Annotated in this window: 3 protein-coding genes; all 3 read right to left on the bottom strand. The window is 74.3% G+C overall.

Annotated features, from left to right (window positions below):
* Positions 1–1,583: type VI secretion system baseplate subunit TssF (tssF, locus tag OZN99_RS29430; RefSeq protein ID WP_270938771.1), on the bottom strand; the 1,583-nt coding region annotated here is incomplete at its 3' end.
* A complete protein-coding gene (gene tssE / locus OZN99_RS29425; protein WP_270938770.1) occupies positions 1,580–2,098 on the bottom strand; it encodes a type VI secretion system baseplate subunit TssE in 519 nt (172 codons plus the stop codon). The genes tssE and tssF, both read right to left, overlap by 4 nt.
* 5 nt (positions 2,099–2,103) lie before the next feature.
* On the bottom strand, positions 2,104–2,565 hold a 462-nt coding region (locus OZN99_RS29420; protein ID WP_270938769.1), incomplete at its 5' end, for a type VI secretion system accessory protein TagJ.

Raw genomic sequence — 2,565 nt, 5'->3', positions numbered from 1 at the left:
GCTGCGCCGGGCGCCGCCGTCACCTCGAGCAGCGAGGCGATGGCCGCGCGCGTCTCCGCCGAATCGCGCAGGTCGTGCAGGCGCAGCACCTCCCGCAGGGCGGCCGCGCCCGGCGCGCCGCCGACCACCGAGAGATGGCCGAGCGAGAGCTGCGAGACCAGCCGCCAGGCCGTACGGTCGCGCAGCGTGCGGCGCAGCGTCGGCGTCGGCGCCGTCATCGCATGCACGCCAGCCACGGCCGTCGCGCCCTCCACCAGCTTCAGCCCCGGCCGGCCGCCGCCGAAGGGCAGGTCGGTCGGCAGGTCGCGGTTCAGGCAGAGCGCGTCCACCGACAGCACCGCATCGCGCGCCCGCCGCGGCGAGAGGTCGGGGTCGTGCGGCGCCAGGAACACCTCTGTCCCCGCATCCGGCGCCGCGGCGGCGCGGCGGACAGTCGCATAGGATCCGCCGGGCACGCCCTGTTCGGGATCGGCATGGGTCAGCCGGTGGAAGGGCCGCCACGGCCGCGTGCCGCCATCCTGCATCGGCTCCCGCACGCGGGTGACGGACCACACCTCCGTCGCCATCGGCCGGCGGGAATCCGGCACCACGCGATACTCGATGGCGGTGTCGTCGAGCCGGATCGGCTCGCAGCGCTGCGGGAAGAGGTTGACGATGGGCGTGCAGCCCAGCGCGAGGCTCTCCGCATCGACCGTCCGCTCCAGCTCCGGCACCGCGCGGTTCAGCCAGACGAAGACGTCCAGCTTGTTGCCGCCGCCGACCAGTGTCTTGGCGTCGATCCTGCAGAGGTCGAGGAAGAGGAACTTCTCGGGGAAGGCGAAGTATTCCGACAGCAGCCGGAAGCCGGCGAAGGCGCGCGCGGGCATCGGCAGCAACGCTTCCTCCGGCGCGAAGCCCACCGGCTCGATCGCGTCGGGCCCGAGGATCACCGGCCGCGCATCGGAGGGGCCATCGGCATAGCCGACCGAGATGGCATGGCCGCACAGCAGCTCGTGCAGCGCCGGCGCAGTGGCGCCGCGCAGGAACAGCCGCAGCCGGTCCAGCCCGAGCTTCGTGAAGCTGAGGTCGGGCGCCAGCGTGCGGAGCGTGATGCGCAGGCAGGCGACGGCGCCGCTGGCCAGGGGGTTGGCCGGCGCCATGATGGGCAGCCCGGTCAGCCGGGCCGCCTCGATCTCCACCGGCCAGACGGTCACGGGATAGGCGGTGCGGTAGCGGCAGCGCTCCCCGCGCACGGGCTCGGTGTCCACCACCAGGCCGGCCGGCAGCGCGGCGGGGTTCTGCAGCCCCTCCTGCGGCGCCAGGCGCGCGACCAGACAGGACGGGAAGGGCGCGAGGTAGTGCGGGTAGAGCACCTCCAGCAGCGCATCCGTCAGCTCGGGGAACTCGTCGTCCAGCCGGTGGTGGACTCGCGCCGCCAGGAAGGCGACGCCTTCCAGCAGCCGCGCCACATGCGGGTCGTCCACCGAATCCGGCGACAGCCGCAGCCGCGCCGCGATCTTCGGATGCGTCAGCGCGAATTCCGCCGCCAGCCGGCGGATCGCGTCGAGCTCCCGGTTGTAGTAGGGCAGCAGCGCGTCGCTCATCCCGCCGCCGTCTCGCGCACCACCACGTCGTCGCGCGCGCTGTCCACGAAGGTGTCGAAGCCGACCGGCTCGGGCGCCGGGTCGGCATCCAGCAGCGCCTCGATGCGCAGGCGCAGCGTGCCGCTCAGCGCATCCTCCCCGTCCACCAGCTGCACCTTCAGCGAAAGAAAGCGCGGCTCGAAGCGGCGGATCGTCTCCTCCACCTCGCGCCGCAGCAGCTCGCGCCGCGCCGGGTCGCCGAAGGCGCCGGAGCTGAAGTCCGGCAGGCCGAAGCCGACCGGAGAGGTCGCCAGCTCGCGCAGGCTGGCCGGCCAGGAGCGCCAGCGGCGCCGCGCGTTCAGCAGCGACTGCAGGTCGCGCCGCACCGATTCGCGCAGCCGGTTCAGAACCTCCGCATTGGACAGCACGGGATCGCGCGCCTTGTCGGGCGCGTCGTCCAGCAGGCGGTCCAGCAGGGGAAGCTGCGCGCGCTGCTCGCCGCGCTCGCGCCGGCCCGGCGCGCCCTGGCCGGACATCGCGCTCAGCCCGCCCGCGGCGCGAAGAGGAGGCTCTTGATCTCCAGGATCGGCGCGGCGTCGTCGCCGACCAGGAAGGTGCGCTGGCCCAGGCCGCGCACCGGGCCTTCCTCCGGCCCGACCCAGTCGGTGGAGCGGCCGAGCAGCAGCGACGCATCCGCGGTGCCGTCCGGCGCCGCATAGACCGCGGGCACGTACACCTCGCCGTCCGGACCGTCGGCGACGGACATGGTGGCGCGCCGCCACAGCAGGTCGCGCGGGCGCTTCGGCGGGTGGAACTCCACGCTGGCCAGCCGCGCGATCGGCACCCAGTAGTACTTGCCGGTCGTGGTCAGCACCTCGAAGCTCGCGGCCAGCACGTCGTCGGCGTCGCGCATGTCGTCGAAGGCGTGGCCGTCGCGGGTGCCGGCGACATGCGGCCGCGCCGCCTCCGCCTCCGCCGCCAGGCGCGCTGCGCCCGCCGCGTC

It is taken from the genome of Falsiroseomonas oryzae (assembly GCF_027856955.1).
In the GTDB taxonomy this organism is placed as follows: Bacteria; Pseudomonadota; Alphaproteobacteria; order Acetobacterales; family Acetobacteraceae; genus Falsiroseomonas; species Falsiroseomonas oryzae.
The sequence above is the reverse complement of the archived record's forward strand: the minus strand, read 5'-3'. Positions and strand labels throughout refer to the sequence as shown.